The organism is Pararhizobium sp. P1_E7, assembly GCF_056405855.1.
In genome coordinates this window covers 396,502-409,470 of sequence record NZ_JBFUBH010000002.1, presented here as the reverse complement: position 1 = coordinate 409,470, position 12,969 = coordinate 396,502, and the positions used below count along the sequence as shown (strand labels likewise).

The 12,969-nt window shown below is 59.1% G+C and carries 12 protein-coding genes and 1 tRNA gene; 8 read left to right on the top strand and 5 right to left on the bottom strand.

The annotated features are described in order from the left end of the window. The first annotated feature begins 62 nt into the window (after positions 1-62). The 3 genes from AC1D17_RS04475 (at position 63) to AC1D17_RS04465 (ending at position 2,222) form a co-directional block, all read left to right on the top strand. Positions 63-1,226, top strand: coding sequence for a M20 aminoacylase family protein (locus tag AC1D17_RS04475; RefSeq protein WP_477564202.1), 1,164 nt, complete (start codon positions 63-65; stop codon positions 1,224-1,226). A gap of 33 nt (positions 1,227-1,259) precedes the next feature. Then, entirely contained in the window at positions 1,260-1,724 is a 465-nt protein-coding gene (locus AC1D17_RS04470) for an Lrp/AsnC ligand binding domain-containing protein (RefSeq protein WP_477564201.1), read from the top strand. Positions 1,725-1,859: 135 nt separating this feature from the next. Beyond that, complete coding sequence (locus AC1D17_RS04465; protein ID WP_477564200.1) at positions 1,860-2,222, top strand: hypothetical protein; 363 nt, start codon at positions 1,860-1,862, stop codon at positions 2,220-2,222. A 66-nt stretch (positions 2,223-2,288) separates the two neighbouring features. On the opposite strand, the gene AC1D17_RS04460 is transcribed toward AC1D17_RS04465, so the two are convergent. Further along, positions 2,289-3,329: an NAD(P)-dependent alcohol dehydrogenase gene (locus AC1D17_RS04460; RefSeq protein ID WP_477564199.1), complete on the bottom strand. Its 1,041-nt coding sequence runs from the start codon at positions 3,327-3,329 to the stop codon at positions 2,289-2,291. Between the two features lie 237 nt (positions 3,330-3,566). Here AC1D17_RS04460 and AC1D17_RS04455 point away from each other — a divergent pair, with 237 nt between their 5' ends. Continuing rightward, positions 3,567-4,502: an AraC family transcriptional regulator gene (locus AC1D17_RS04455; protein WP_477564198.1), complete on the top strand. Its 936-nt coding sequence runs from the start codon at positions 3,567-3,569 to the stop codon at positions 4,500-4,502. 133 nt (positions 4,503-4,635) lie between these two features. Here AC1D17_RS04455 and AC1D17_RS04450 read toward each other — a convergent pair whose 3' ends face one another. Continuing rightward, positions 4,636-6,327: an O-linked N-acetylglucosamine transferase, SPINDLY family protein gene (locus AC1D17_RS04450; protein ID WP_477564197.1), complete on the bottom strand. Its 1,692-nt coding sequence runs from the start codon at positions 6,325-6,327 to the stop codon at positions 4,636-4,638. A gap of 143 nt (positions 6,328-6,470) precedes the next feature. Between AC1D17_RS04450 and AC1D17_RS04445 the strand changes: the two genes are divergently transcribed. Beyond that, positions 6,471-7,493, top strand: a complete 1,023-nt coding sequence (locus tag AC1D17_RS04445) for a glycosyltransferase family protein (protein WP_477564196.1) — start codon at positions 6,471-6,473, stop codon at positions 7,491-7,493. Between the two features lie 167 nt (positions 7,494-7,660). After that, positions 7,661-9,019, top strand: coding sequence for a calcium-binding protein (locus AC1D17_RS04440; RefSeq protein WP_477564195.1), 1,359 nt, complete (start codon positions 7,661-7,663; stop codon positions 9,017-9,019). Positions 9,020-9,296: 277 nt separating this feature from the next. Here the strand turns inward: AC1D17_RS04440 and AC1D17_RS04435 are convergent. The 3 genes from AC1D17_RS04435 to AC1D17_RS04425 all read right to left on the bottom strand — a co-directional run bounded on the left by AC1D17_RS04435 (position 9,297) and on the right by AC1D17_RS04425 (position 11,703). Then, a tRNA-Met gene (locus AC1D17_RS04435) sits at positions 9,297-9,373 on the bottom strand. 170 nt (positions 9,374-9,543) lie between these two features. Further along, entirely contained in the window at positions 9,544-10,767 is a 1,224-nt protein-coding gene (mnmA, locus tag AC1D17_RS04430) for a tRNA 2-thiouridine(34) synthase MnmA (protein WP_477564194.1), read from the bottom strand. 189 nt (positions 10,768-10,956) lie between these two features. Continuing rightward, a complete protein-coding gene (locus tag AC1D17_RS04425; RefSeq protein ID WP_477564193.1) occupies positions 10,957-11,703 on the bottom strand; it encodes a helix-turn-helix transcriptional regulator in 747 nt (248 codons plus the stop codon). A 514-nt stretch (positions 11,704-12,217) separates the two neighbouring features. On the opposite strand from AC1D17_RS04425, the gene sciP reads away from it, so the two are divergent. Together sciP and AC1D17_RS04415 are read left to right on the top strand one after the other, a co-directional pair. Continuing rightward, positions 12,218-12,493, top strand: a complete 276-nt coding sequence (gene sciP / locus AC1D17_RS04420; RefSeq protein ID WP_004430042.1) for a CtrA inhibitor SciP — start codon at positions 12,218-12,220, stop codon at positions 12,491-12,493. Between the two features lie 136 nt (positions 12,494-12,629). Next, positions 12,630-12,911, top strand: coding sequence for a GNAT family N-acetyltransferase (locus AC1D17_RS04415; RefSeq protein ID WP_477564192.1), 282 nt, complete (start codon positions 12,630-12,632; stop codon positions 12,909-12,911). Positions 12,912-12,969 lie beyond the last annotated feature (58 nt).

The following is a 12,969-nucleotide window of genomic DNA, read 5'->3' as shown; positions in this document are numbered from 1 at the left end:
CTTTTGCGCCGATGCCAAATATCTCCTATCCCATGCCCGCAATGGACCCACAGGAAGCCAAAATGCCAATTCTGAACCGCGCAGCAGAGCTCCAATCCGAAGTCACGGAATGGCGGCGCCACCTCCACACGAAACCGGAACTGCTGTTTGCGGTCGAAAATACGGCAGCTTTCGTCGAAAATAAACTGAAGGAATTCGGCGTTGACGAAATCGTGACCGGTCTTGGCCGCACCGGCGTCGTCGGCCTGATCAAGGGCAATCTCGGCGAAGGCCGCACCATCGGCCTGCGCGCCGACATGGATGCCCTGCCGATGACGGAAACGAGCGGCAAGCCCTGGGCCTCGACGACAGCCGGCAAGATGCACGCCTGCGGTCATGACGGCCACACCGCCATGCTTCTGGGGGCTGCAAAATATCTCGCCGAAACGCGCAACTTCAAAGGCGCGGTCGCCGTGATCTTCCAGCCGGCTGAAGAAGGCGGCGGCGGCGGCAACGAAATGGTCAAGGACGGCATGATGGAGCGGTTTGCCATCGAGGAAGTCTACGGCATGCACAATATGCCGGGCATGCCGGTCGGCCAGTTCGGCAGCCGCATCGGCCCGATCATGGCCTCGACCGATGAATTCACCATCACCATCGACGGCCGCGGCGGTCACGCCGCCCAGCCGCACAAGACGATCGACCCGATCGTGATCGGCTCGCAGATCGTCAACGCGCTGCAGACCATCGCCTCGCGCACGGTCGATCCGTTGTCCTCGGTCGTCGTCTCGGTGACGAAGTTCAATGCCGGCTTTGCCCATAACATCATTCCGGAACAGGCCGTGCTTGCCGGCACGGTTCGCACGCTGATGCCGGAGGTGCGCGATCTCGCCGAGGAACGCATCAAGCAGATTTCCGAAAGCCTTGGATCGGCCTTTGGCGCCAAGATCAAGGTTTCGTACGGCCGCAACTATCCGGTCACCGTCAATCATCGCCAGGAAACCGGCCACGCCCTTTCGGCGGCAGCCAACATCGCCGGGGAAAACCAGGTATCGGACGATCTCGACCCGATGATGGGCGGCGAGGATTTTTCCTACATGCTGCTTGCCCGTCCGGGCGCCTTCATCTTCATCGGCAATGGCGACACGGCCGGGCTGCACAATCCGGCCTACGACTTCAACGACGAGGCGATCCCGCACGGTATCTCCTACTGGGTGAAACTCGCCGAAATGCGGCTGGCAGCCTAAGCCGCCTTAAGCGTTGAACGACTGGGGAATCCGATGCATGAGATAGACAAAATCGACCGGCGGATCCTCAACATCCTGCAGGCGGACGGCCGGATCACCAATCTGGAACTGGCCGACCGCATCGGGCTTTCTCCCACAGCCACCAGCGAGCGGCTGCGCCGCTTGCTCAAGGAAGGCTATGTCTCCGGCTTCGGCGCGCGGCTTGATCCGCACAAGCTTGGCTTCGGCCTTCTCGTCTTCATTGAGGTGATGCTCGACAAGACGACGCCGGAAGTGTTCGACAAGTTCGCCGCTGCCGTGAAACAGGCCCCGTCCGTGCTCGAATGCCACATGGTGGCCGGCGGTTTCGACTATCTCGTCAAGACCCGGTTCGAGGACATGAACGCGTATCGCAATTTCCTTGGCCAGGTGCTCTGGACGCTGCCCGGCGTCAAGGAAACGCGAACCTACGCGGTGATGGAAGAGATCAAGAACGACGGGCCGCTGCCACTGGCTTGAGGAGCGCAGGCAACCGGGCCGAACCTGTCGTATCCGGTGGCGCGCTCGGTACATCGGCATCCCCTTTCAAACCATCGAGAATCTGCTTACGCTCCGGCGCAGCTCGATCGTCGAGCGTTTATTTTGAGGGGTCCAATGAAGAAGGTCATTTTCGCCGCAGCACTCGTGCTCGCGGCCGCATCCACTGCGAATGCGCAAACCGTCAATGCCGGCAAATACACCGTCGAAGGCACCAATCTCGATGGGTCGAGCTATTCCGGCACGGCTGAGATAACGCTCGCCAGTGAAACCACCTGCGTCATCGAATGGGAAACCGCCGGCGTCAAGTCGAGCGGCGTCTGCATGCTCAACGGCAATGCCTTTGCTGCCGGCTATGTGCTTGACGATGCCATGGGGCTGGTCGTCTATCAGGTGAATGGTGACGGCACCCTCGAAGGCAAATGGACCATCACCGGCAAGGATGGCTCCGGCACCGAAACGCTGACCGAAGTAAAATAAAGCCCTCGCGCCAGACAAGTACGAAAAGGCCGGCAAGCGTACCTGCCGGCCTTTTCGTCAAACAGTTTACAGCGTCGACATGTCGATGACGAAGCGATAGCGCACATCGCTCTTGATGACGCGCTCATAGGCTTCGTTGACTTGGTCCATACGGATCAGTTCGATTTCCGAGACGATGTTGTGCTCGCCGCAGAAATCGAGCATTTCCTGGGTCTCCTTGATCGAGCCGATCATCGAGCCGGCAATCGAACGACGGCCCGGAATGAGCGAGAAGGCATGCACCGGCACCGGCTTTTCCGGAACGCCGAGCAGCACCATTGTGCCATCGACCTTGAGCAGACCGAGATAGGCGTTCCAGTCGATTTCAGCCGAGACGGTGCATAAGATGAGGTCGAACGTACCGGCAAGCGCCGTGAAGGTTTCGGCATCGGCGGTCGCATAGTAGTGGTCGGCGCCAAGCTTCAGGCCATCTTCCTTCTTCGACAGGGACTGGCTGAGGACGGTGACGTCGGCACCCATCGCATGGGCAAGCTTGACGCCCATATGGCCAAGGCCGCCCATGCCAACGATCGCCACCTTCTTGCCGGGGCCAGCGCCCCAGTTGCGCAGCGGCGAATAAAGCGTGATGCCGGCGCACAGAAGCGGCGCCGTGGCCTCGAAAGGCAGGTTCTCCGGAATGGAGAGGACATAGCCTTCCTTGACGACGATGTGATCGGAATAACCGCCCTGTGCCGGTGTCTTGCCGTCGGCTTCCATGCCATTGTAGGTGACCACGAGGCCTGGCATGTACTGCTCGAGATCGACGTCGCGGGTGGCGCAGGTGGTGCAGCTGTCGACGAAGCAGCCGACGCCGACCCGGTCGCCGACCTTGAACTTCGACACCTTGGAGCCGACCGCCGTGACGATGCCGGCGATCTCGTGGCCGGGAACCATCGGAAACATCGAGTTGCCCCATTCGTTGCGGGCCTGATGGATGTCCGAATGGCAGATGCCGGAATATTTGATGCTGATGACGACGTCGTCCTCGCGGGGTTCGCGCCGTTCGAATGTGAAGGGCTGCAGCGGCTTGGACGCATCCGTCGCCGCATATCCTCTTGCCAGGGCCATGGGTCACTCCTTTATCTGATGAAGCGGGGTATCTGATGAAGCGGGATTGCGATGGAAACACAAAAGGCCTCTCCCCGGATGCATACTTGCAGATCACGCCGGCGGAACGTTAGAGCAATCCTGCAAGATTATTGTACGATCCTGCAAAAGGTGCCGTCGGCATTTTGCAAAAGCCACTCAAGAGACTAACTTTCGGTTCGCGAGACGAAATCTAAATAACTGGAAAGACTTTCGATTATGACAGATTCACGAAACTGGCGCAGCCAGGAACTGATTGATCTAATTGCCCGTTTCGCCAAGGAAGATGGCGATCATCAAACGGCCATTCCAGGAGTCAGCGTCCACCGGCGTTCAGGAACGGGCACGAAGTCCTGCGGTGCCTACAAGCCGAGCCTGGCACTGATTGCACAAGGCGCAAAACAGGTGGTGCTCGGCGACGACATCTACCGCTATGGCGGCGCTGATTATCTGCTGACCTCGATCGACCTGCCGGTCACCACGCAGATCGTCGAAGCTTCAGAGGAAAAACCCTATCTGAGCGTGACGTTCGGCATAGACACCACACGCATCGCATCGCTTCTCGAACATGCCGGCGGCGGCGTCCCTGCCTCAACGGCACGCGGCATGACCGTGAGTTCGGTGACGGCAGAATTGGAAGACGCAGCCATAAGGCTTCTCAAGCTGCTGGATCGGCCGGACGACATTCCGGCTCTGTTGCCGCTGATAGAGCAGGAGATCATCTACAGGCTTTTGACCGGTCCGCAGAGCGCCCGTCTGCGCCAGATGGCGGTCACCGAAAGCCAGTCCCACCAGATCAGCCGCGCCTGCGTCTGGCTGAAGGAGCACTACGCCCTGCCCCTGAAGATCGAGGATCTGGCCAGCCGGGTCAGCATGAGCGTCTCCTCTCTGCACCATCATTTCAAGGCGATCACGGCCATGAGCCCGATGCAGTACCAGAAACAGCTGCGGCTGCAGGAGGCCCGCCGGCTGATGCTGGAGGACATGCTGGACGCAGGCTCCGCCGGCCATCAGGTCGGCTATGAGAGCCAGTCGCAGTTCAGCCGCGAATATGCCCGCCAGTTCGGCGAACCGCCGCTGCGCGATGTCGGCCGTGTGCGACGCAGCCTGATGGACCGTCTGACCGGCGGCATGGAAATATTGAGCGAGGGATGATCATCGCTCCGTGGACGCCAGTCACCGCACGCCTGGGTTCATCGCGCGGAAGCGGCGTCCTGCGCAAACCGGTGCCTACGAACTCCACAGCGTGACCGGGAGAGCAATCGGTGCCCCGGCCACGCAGAGGTTTCTAGGCTATGACCGGCACTGCAATATGGTCCGGTTCCTGGTCATTGCGGGCACGCTCGATCATCAGCTCGAACGCTTTTTCCAGATGGCGTATTAAGCGCGTCGTATCGAATAGCGGTGCGACCGTGCGCTGCGCGGCAACCTTGTCTTTCACGGCACGCAGTTGGTCTGGATTTTTTGCCAGCGACACGCAAAGCTCGACGTAAAGTACCGCAGTATCCGCAACCAGCTCGCCGACCCCAAGCGCACGCAGTAGGCTCTCGGTGACACGCGAGGCAAAGTGTGTGCCCTTGAAAGTCGGCACCGGCAGGCCTGCCCATAACTTGTCCGAGGTCGTCGTATGGCCGTTGCAGGGAAAAGTATCCAGCCCGATATCCGCCGCCTGAAGGCGGGCAATGTGATCCGGATAGGCAACCGGATCGGCGAAGATGATCCGGTTGCCGGCGATGCCTGCGTTTTCCATCCAGCGCACCAGATTGTCGCGCGCAAAACGATTGGAGCACATTATCCACAACAGGCTGTCGTCCGCCCGCCTCAGGATGTCCGCCCAGATCTCCGCCGTCGCCGGCTTGATCTTGCGGTGGGCGTTGAACGAGGCAAAGACGATACGGCCCTCCGGCAGGCCAAGGGCGCTGCGCGGCGTGGCCGGCGGCAGCGGACGGGTGACATTGTCATTCGCCTGGTAGCTGTCGGGAAGCAGGCAGAATTTTTCGTGATAGAACGGCCGGCTCGTTTCCGGCGTCACAATGTCGTCCGTGAGGATATAGTCGCAATCAATACCTGTTCCCGATCCGGGAAAGCCGAGATACGCAACCTGGATCGGTGCGGCACCATGATTGAGCACTCCGGCCCGGGAACCTTTCGTGTGCCCCTTGAGGTCAACGAGAATGTCGATGCCGGAACGGCGGATCAGCGCCGCCGCATCCTGGTCCGAGAGGTGTCCAATCTGTTGCAGGTTGGGATAGGTGCCACGGGACCCCTTGTCGAGCTTAATCAGGTCATCTCCGGTGCAGCAGAAAAGCGCGATGTCGAACCGCTCCCGGTCATGTTGGAGCAGCGCGCTTTGAAAGAGGCGCATCGTGGCATGCTGATCGCTGAAATCCGCCGATAGATACCCAACCCTGATCCTGTCGGAAAACCGGTGCGGCACGGCCCGCCTTGCGGCCCTCGATGCCTGCGTGAAGGCAATGGCGTCATAGACCTTCGTCTGTCGCGCATTGATGCCTTCGTCGCCGCACCAGCCGACATGACGGTGGGGAAACTCCGTGGCCAGATACCGTTCATCGCCAGCTTTCAACCGGTCCAGAAATCGCTGGTCATCCATCAGCGCCTCGTCAAGGCACAGAAACTCATGCAGATAGCGGCGATAGGTCTCCTCGGCATTGGTATCGAATGCGCCAGATTTGGCGGCGAGCCGGGCGACGTTCAGGGATGCAAAGGAATCGTCCGCCTCCTGCAGCATATTGGCCGCAAGTGCCCGCAGCATTGCCTGTTTGGGACCACCCTGTTCCGCCGCCTTGATGTAGAAAGCAGCCGCTTCAGCGAATTTCTCGGTCTTGGCATAACATTGGGCGATCAGCAGCAGTTCGTTGAGCGCCAAGGGTTGCCGGCGGGCGGGCGACAGAATGCTCAATGCCCTGTCATAGTCACTTGCGTTGTAGTAACCGAGCGCTTTTGAAAATGATGCCGACATCGACGTTCCAGACGTACCCACTGATAGACCATCGCTAACGAAACCGGCTGGTGCAAGGCTGGATCGGACGAAATCGGCCACGCAAGCCTCGCGCAGCCGACGCGGCCTACAGCGGGAGAACTCAATCCGCCTGGATGCGCCCGATGACACAGCTCACCCTCTGCATGCCGAGCAACCGCGATCTCCGGCACTCCGCCAGCGCGATCGAAACGGCGCTTATCTATGCGGACAAAAGAGATTGCCGACTGGTCCTATCCGACAATTCCGGCGATCCGGATAAACGCGCACGCTATGAAAACAGCCATCCACGCCTAACTTATGTCGTCCCGGACGGTGATAACGGCCTGCAGAACATGGCCTATGCTCTCTCGCAGGTCGACACACCTTTCCTGATGCCGATGGGCGATGATGACGAGATCTATGGTCTCGACGACAAGCCTCCGCTCGACCTTTCGGATCTGCCCGACGACGTGATCGGGGTTCGCCCGCAAACATTCGTCTGGACAAACGAAAAGGGGGTACAGCAGGTTGACCGATTTTCGATCACTGCCGATGATGCCGGCGCCCGGCTGCTCGAATATAACGGCAAGGCCAACGGCAATAACGGGCTCTACTACAGCATCTACCGCTCTGACCTGTTCAAAGACCAGTTTTCGCTGTTCTCGCAAGCGCATCCGACGCGCGGCGGCTATTGTGACTGGGCCCTGAGCTTTGCGCTGTGTGCCGCCGGAAAGTTTCTCTCCGATGCCTCAACAATCTACCGCTACGACCTCGGCCGCTGGGCGGGCCGTAGCGGGCTGGAAGCCGCAAAAACCAGCCTCTATCTTCAAGCAGGCTTGCCGGACACGGCAGAACACTTCTCGGCCCTTCTGCGGTTCATAGATGTCCATGTCTTCCTGATCAGCTTGCCCCTTCCAGACGCCGAGCGCCGGAATGCGCAGATGATCAATGCCCGGCTGGCCCTCCGGACCTTCCTGCACGAGGTCGCAAGGGCGCCGGATCAATACGATGCCGAAGTGGTTTATCTGGCCGAACTGACTGGCCAGACCCCGGATCTCGACACTGCCTTCCAGATCTCGCTTTTGATCATAGACCGGCTGCAGGATGGTTTGGCTGAGAAATATGTGCGGTTCGCGAAGGCAGCAGGCGGCGTGTTTGGCGGTTAGCCGCCACTCGGGCGCAAGCATCCCTCCGTGACGCCGGCTCTCTTTCCCGTCAAAACGCTCCCACTGGTAGCAAACAGATGCAGCACCGGCACTGGTTGTAGAGGACGCAAGACAACGGTCATATTTCAACGTACTGTATTCCCATTGTCTAATGGGAGATTACAAGCATGGCATTGCAGATATTTGGATTCAGCATTACCGGCACAGGCATCCGTGCCAACCTGGGAACGGCAGACAGCGTCTTCGTTGCCGCAGGCGTCACGTTGGGATCAACGGATAGCATCGCGATCAGTGGAACGGGAAGTTATCATATCGTCAACATTCAGGGTACGGTTGTGGGAGCAACCCGCGGCGTTCTTCTCGGCGATGACGGCTCAGTGGATCACGATCAGCAATTGATCGTCGGCACAAATGGGTATGTGGGACTTGTTAATACCGCCGGCGCTGGCGCTTGGATTACCGCCTACAATTCTGTCGTTGAAAACAATGGCACGATCTGGAGCGGGCGCGTTGCCCTTATAATGAGCGGTACGAGCGCAATCACACATTCAACGATCACCAACACCGGCATTATGGACGGAACGGTGTATGGCATCAGCCATGAAGGCAGCGGTGAAACCCTGATCCTGGAAAACAGCGGCACGATCAAATCCGGAAAATACGCCTATTACGATTACAGCAATTCCATCGACCAGATCACCAATACCGGCAAGATGATCGGCACTGTCATTCTGAACGGCGGCAATGATATTTTCGACACCCGGCTTGGCACGCTGTCGGGAACGCTCACCGCGGGCACGGGCACCGACAAGGTCTACGGCAGTGCGCTTGCAGACACATTTTACGGCGGCGACGATGACGATACCATTTCCGGCTATGCCGGCGATGACAAGCTGTATGGCGACAACGGCAACGACCTGCTGGCAGGCGGCGCAGGCGCCGACACGCTTGACGGCGGCCTGGGAACCGATCGTGTATCCTACTCAGCGGCAACCTCAGGGCTTACCGCCAGCCTGCTCGCCGCGTCGCTCAATACCGGCGAGGCAAAGGGCGACATCTACACCGCGATCGAAAACCTGACCGGCTCCAACTACAACGATTCCCTCTTCGGCAATACGGTGGCAAACGCCGTCAACGGCGGCGGCGGCAATGACCTGATCAAGGGCTATGCCGGCCTGGATAAACTCACGGGCGGTTCGGGCAACGATACGTTTGTGTTCGACACGGCGCTAGACGCCGCCACCAATGTCGATACCATCACCGACTACAATGTGGCGGCCGACACCATCAAGCTTGAGAATGCCATATTTGCCACGCTGACGGCCACGGGCGTTCTCGCCGCCACCGCCTTTGTCAAAAACGCGACGGGCCTGGCGGCCGATTCCTCCGACCGGATCGTCTATGAAACCGATACCGGCAAGCTGTTTTACGACCAGGATGGAAACGGCGCGGCCTTTGCCGGTGTCCAGTTCGCCAAACTGGCAGCAGGACTGGCACTGACCAACGCGGATTTCTTTGTCATTTAAGACACCTAGTTCGCAAAAGCGACCGCCGGACACCTGCCCGGCGTTCCGCAGCCCCCTTGAAAAGACCTGAAAGAGTTTGAGTGTTTTCCTGTAGGGAGACGAACCGAAAAGACCCGCGCGGCAAGCGACAACGGCACACGCTAAATCTGTGATCTGGGATATATCGACTGGAACAGAGGACCTTGCAAACCATCGACAACGCGTTCTGTACGAGGTTGTCACCCATGTCTTGGGTACAAACTGTTACCAATGTCTCCGGATCGGACAAGAGAAGATGTGGTAGCGGGAGAGGGACTCGAACCCCCGACACGCGGATTATGATTCCGCTGCTCTAACCACCTGAGCTACCCCGCCATCGGACAGTGACTTGGGCTCTTGGCCGCTGTCGTCACCGTCAGTGGGGCGGCTTATAAGGTGCGGTTCATGCCGGTGTCAAGCCGAGCCGTTTCAAAAAACCGGAAGTTTTTCAAGCGGTGGTGGACAATGGCCGGACGACGGACGCGATAGATGGCCCCTGCCCGGGGTCAGGCCGCAACCACGCCCTGCAGCAAGTCCTTGAGGGCGGCTTCGGCTGAGGCTTCGCGTTCGGAGCGCAGGATGAAACCGCCACCATAGACGCGGGCGTCTTCGCCGATGCCGGAATAGAGCGCACAGGCCTGACCGGGGGCAACGCCCGCCTCGCCTTCCAGAAGCTCGACCGAGACGCCGCTTGCATCGGCGCGCAGGATCGCAGGCGCCGGCTGGCGGGTCGAGCGGACCTTGGCGAAACAGGCAAAACCATCCGCCGCCACATCGGAAATATCGCCGTCGCCCAGCCAGTTGATGTCGCGCAGATAGACGCGGCGGGTTTCCAGCGCTTCCTTCGGACCGACGATGACGCGGCGCGAACGGGCATCAAGATGCACGACATAGAGCGGCTCACCGGTGGCGACCCCGATGCCGCGGCGCTGGCCGATGGTGTAATGCAGGATGCCGTCATGGCTGCCGAGCACGCGGCCGTCCAGGTGGACGATATCGCCGGCCAGAGACGCATTCGGCTTCAGCTTGTTGATGATGTCGGCATATTTGCCCTGTGGCACGAAACAGATGTCCTGGCTGTCGGCCTTCTTGGCGACAACGAGACCCATGTCTTCGGCAAGCTGCCGGGTTTCCGCCTTGGTCAGGTTGCCGAGCGGGAAGCGCAGATAATCGATCTGCTCCTGCGTGGTGGCAAACAGGAAATAGCTCTGGTCGCGGTCGGCATCCGTCGGCCGGAACAGCGCACGGCGGCCGGGGGCGCCTGGCTGCGGGTTGGCCTTCGAGCGGATGTAATGGCCGGTCGCCAGCGCATCGGCGCCGAGATCGCGGGCGGTTGCCAAGAGATCGGCGAACTTGACGGTCTGGTTGCAGGCAACGCACGGGATTGGCGTTTCGCCGGCCACGTAGCTTTCGGCGAAGGGGTTGATCACCGTCTCGCGAAACCGCTGTTCATAGTCGAGCACGTAATGCGGAATGCCCAGCACCTCGCAGACGCGGCGGGCATCGTCGATGTCCTGACCGGCACAGCAGGAACCGGCGCGATGGACGGCGGCGCCATGATCGTAGAGCTGCAGGGTAATGCCGAGCACGTCATAGCCTTGCCGTTTCAGGATGCCGGCCACGACGGAACTGTCAACGCCGCCGGACATGGCAACGACGACGCGCGTATCTTCGGGCTTGCGATCAAAATCGAGACTGTTCACGGCATCCAATCCGGTATTCCGGTCCATCGGCGGGTTTTTCGGCATTTTCGCGCGACCATACCCTGTTTTCAGCAAACGGCCAACGCCGCAGCGAAGCGGGTTCCGGCCGGGACCGGACATGCCGCAAGGCCGCTATATAGAAAGTCGCTCGGAGTTGGACAAGGGCCAGGGTTTTAAGGGCAAGCGTTAAGGGTAAGGGCGAATGGCCCTTGCGGCTCAGATCAGCTTCATTCGCATGGCACGGGCGATCGCCTGCATGCGATTGACGGAATCGAGCTTGCGGGTCGCTGTCTTGAAGTAACTGGACACCGTATAGGCGGAAATGCCGAGAATGATGGCGATCTCGTCGCTGCTTTTGCCGGCCGCAGCCCAGCGCAGACACTCGATCTCGCGCGTCGACAGCTTGTCGCGCGCCGAGGCTCCGACTTCGAAGGTGCGCTCGAGGGTCTCGAACAGTTGCAGCAACGTCAGGTAGAGATCGGCCGTCTCGGTCCTGTCGGGTTCGCCACGCGGCCCAGACAGCAGGACGGCAAAAGCTTCCCCGTGGGTGGTGTGCAGCAGAACGGCAAATGTATTGCCCATCGCCTGACCGGCAAACAGCGCATTGACACTATCGAGGGAGCCAGCCCCTTTCACGTTGAGCAGGGATTTCGTTTCACCGAAGATCGGCAGCTTCGTATGGCGCAGGCGCTCAATCAGCGCGCTGGCCTGAAAGACCGTGGCGGTATCATATTCCCGCACAAGCTCCGATGGCCAGCTGCTCAAAACGAGACGCTCGGCAAAACGCTGCTGCTCGCCGAACGGTATACGGGCGATCATGAAGTGGCTGAAACCGAATCGCGCCGTGCACTGGCGCATCAGGTGGAGCACTTCATACTCCGTCTGGACTGTGGAACTGTTCATGCCCGAAAGGAAATCAGCATAAGCCTCGCTTCGCAAGGCCAGCTTGTCAGGGTCTCTCATATTTTTGATCACCAGCTTGCCAGCCAAAGTGCCGGCGTTCCCAAAAAACTCACATTCCGGATTTTTTCGGAAACAGCACGATTAAATCCACCACCGGCGAAACACCGAAAGCACCATAAAAGGACGCAATCGAAGCAAAATTACGGGACTTTTGAAATAATGTGATGCAGCGAGAGCATTCCGGCGCATCAATATGACGCTTGTGCTCAGTTACAGCGGCGATATATCAACAATTTTAGGAAAAATGAACCGTTATATTTGCATAACTCCTATGCAGATGCCAATTTTAACGCATCTACCCTTCCCGATGCAGGAAATAAGCATAGCAGCACAAGACAATGGGCTATCGCCTGCGGCATCATCGCCGCAAAATCTCTGCTGGTTCGGGATTAGTTGAGGCTAGCCCCGGAAGTCTCTAAAATTATTAGCAAATTGTTACCGTGCGTTTAGGCAAATGTTAAATGTGGCAGGGTAAGTTGAACCCATATGGTCTTGAGTATGTGTAGAGAGTCCAATGACCGAAATGATACGACCCCGCGTGAAATATGTCATCGGACCCGATGGCAGCCCTTTGACAATTGCTGATCTGCCACCGGCCAATACACGCCGTTGGGTGATCCGCAGAAAGGCCGAAGTCGTCGCCGCCGTGCGCGGCGGACTTCTCAGCCTGGAAGAAGCCTGTGAACGCTATACCTTGACCGTCGAAGAATTCCTGTCCTGGCAGTCTTCGATCAGCGACCATGGCCTTGCCGGGCTGCGCACGACCCGCATCCAGCAATATCGCCACTGATCGAACCTGTTCAGAGATTTTTTCGGGCGGCTGCCGTGAACCGGCAGCCGCCCGAAATATTTCTGACCCGCCCTACCCTTCGCACCCACTTTGTCACATATCATGGTGGCACAGGTCCGCGATCAGGGGGTGTTCCATGAATATACAATTAGAAGAAACCGGCTCGCATGGCCGTTACAGTACAGTCGTCGAAGGCCATACGGGCGAAATGACCTATTCCCGGTCATCACCACACCTGATCATCATCGATCATACCGCCGTTCCGGATGCGCTGCGCGGCAAAGGCGTCGGCCAGGCGCTGGCCGCACATGCCATCGAAGAGGCGCGAAAAGGCGGCTGGAAAATCATCCCGCTCTGCCCTTTCATGCGCGCCCAGGTTCAGCGCCATCCCGACTGGCAGGACGTGATCCAGGCGTAGACCACGCCCGCAGCTCTGCCCAAAAAAAACGACCCAAAAATGCACAAGGCCCTTCTCA